At 68.8% G+C, this 2,137-nt stretch carries 2 protein-coding genes; one reads left to right on the top strand and one right to left on the bottom strand.

Annotation, left to right across the window (positions count from 1 at the left end; genetic code table 11):
- Nucleotides 1-1,348 (bottom strand): acyl-CoA dehydrogenase family protein (locus tag DBR34_RS13240; protein ID WP_128097135.1); only part of this gene is annotated, 1,348 nt, incomplete at its 3' end.
- Nucleotides 1,349-1,458: 110 nt separating this feature from the next.
- Here DBR34_RS13240 and DBR34_RS13245 point away from each other — a divergent pair.
- The coding region (locus tag DBR34_RS13245) for a DNA ligase-associated DEXH box helicase (RefSeq protein ID WP_128097136.1) at nt 1,459-2,137 on the top strand (679 nt) is incomplete at its 3' end.

Raw genomic sequence — 2,137 nt, forward strand, 5'->3', positions numbered from 1 at the left:
CCGGGGCCACCTGCGGCTCCCGCGCCAACGCGCGCAGCACGTCCAGGCACTGGATGTTGCCGCTGCCCTCCCAGATCGAATTCAACGGCGCCTGCCGGTACAACCGCGGCAGCATCGACTCCTCCACGTACCCCGCGCCGCCCAGGCATTCCTGCGCCTCGTTGACGAACACCGCCGCGCGCTTGCACACCCAGTACTTGCCCACCGCCGTGGCAATGCGCGCGAATGCCGCGTCGGCGCTGCTGTGGCCTGCACGATCGACCGCACCGGCCACGCGTATCGCGAACGTGGTGGCCGCTTCGGATTCCATCGCCAGATCGGCCAGCACATTGGCCATCAGCGGGTGGTCGCACAAGCGCTTGCCGAAGCTGGTGCGGTGCCGGGTGTGGTGCAACGCCTGCGCCAGCGCCATGCGCATCTCCGCCGCCGCACCCAGCATGCAGTCGAGCCGGGTCATCATCACCATGCCGATGATCGTGGCCACCCCTCGCCCCTCCTCGCCCACCCGGCGGGCCCAGGCGCCACACAGCTCCACCTCGCTGGACGCGTTGGACCAGTCGCCCAGCTTGTCCTTCAGCCGCATCAACCGGAACGCATTGCGGTTGCCGTCGGGAAGACGGCGCGGCATCAGGAAACAGCTCAACCCCGCCGGGGCCTGCGCCAGCACCAGAAAACCGTCGGACATCGGCGCCGAGAAAAACCACTTGTGCCCCACCAGGCGATAACTGCCGTCGGCCTGCGGTTCGGCACGCGTGGTATTGCTGCGCACGTCCGAGCCGCCCTGCTTCTCGGTCATGCCCATGCCCAGCGTGATGCCGGCCTTGTCGGCGATCGGCACATCGCGCGGATCGTAGTGCGGCGCCGCCGCCTTGTCGGCCCACTCGGCCAGCGCCGGGTCCTGGCGCAGCACCGCCACCGCCGCATGGGTCATCGTGAGCGGGCAACTGGTGCCTGCATCGGCCTGGTGATGCAGGTAACTCAGCGCCGCACGCGCGACATGTGCACCGGCCGTGCCATCGTGCCAGGACAGGCCGGCCACGCCGTGCACCTTGGCCGCGTCCATCAACTGGTGGTAGGCCGGATGGAACTCGACCGTGTCGATGCGATGCCCCTGCGCATCATGCGTGCGCAGCCGCGGTTTATCGCGGTTGGCATCAAACCCCAACTCATACAGCGCATCGCCGGCCAGGCCACCATAGCGCGCCAGCGCGACAGCAAAGCCGTCGCCACCTTCGCGCTGCACCGCCTCGGCCAGGGCCACATCATCGGCCCACAGGTTGCGGCCACCGAACGGCGGCGGCTGGTTGAATACCTCGTGGGTGTCGAATGCGGGCAGTGCAGAGGACATCGCGGCGGCCTCCTGGCCAAGGGGTTCAGCCGATTCTGCCGCATCCGGTTGCAGTGCGCCGTTCAGGTGGATTCTCACCTCCTGCACGAGCGCGGCGGCACAGTGCAGCCATGAGCCTTGGCAGCCCGAACAACGATCTGGTGGTGCTTCGCCCGGAAGGGCTGTATTGCCCCGCCGGCGATTTCCATATCGACCCGTGGCGGCCGGTGCCGCGTGCGGTGATCACCCATGGCCATGGCGACCACGCGCGCAGTGGCATGGGCCAGTACTACTGCGCCACCGGCAGCGTGCCGATCCTGCGCTGGCGGCTCGGTGATGTGCCACTGCAGGCGTACGACTACGGCCGGCCGTTCCGGTTGGGAAACGTGGAGGTATCGCTGCATTCGGCCGGGCACGTGCTGGGCTCGGCGCAGGTGCGCATCGACGACGGCGAGCAGGTCTGGGTGGCCTCGGGCGACTACAAGCGCCAGCCGGACCCCACCTGCGCGCCGTTCGAAGTGGTGCCCTGCGATGTGTTCATCACCGAGGCCACCTTCGCCCTGCCCATCTACCGCTGGCAGGACACCGCCGAGGTGGCCGCCGAAATCGTGGCATGGCGGCACGAGTGCGCCGCACGCGGCGAAGCGGCCATCCTGCTCTGCTACGCGCTGGGCAAGGCGCAGCGGGTGCTGGCCGAACTGCTGCCGCTGGATGACCAGCCGGCCTGGCTGCATGGCGCCATTGCCAACGGCGTGGCGGTGTACCGGCAGGCCGGCATCGCCATGTTGGACACCCATACCGTGGCCGAAC

Source organism: Stenotrophomonas sp. HMWF003 (assembly GCF_003061285.1).
Lineage (GTDB): Bacteria > Pseudomonadota > Gammaproteobacteria > Xanthomonadales > Xanthomonadaceae > Stenotrophomonas > Stenotrophomonas maltophilia_AP.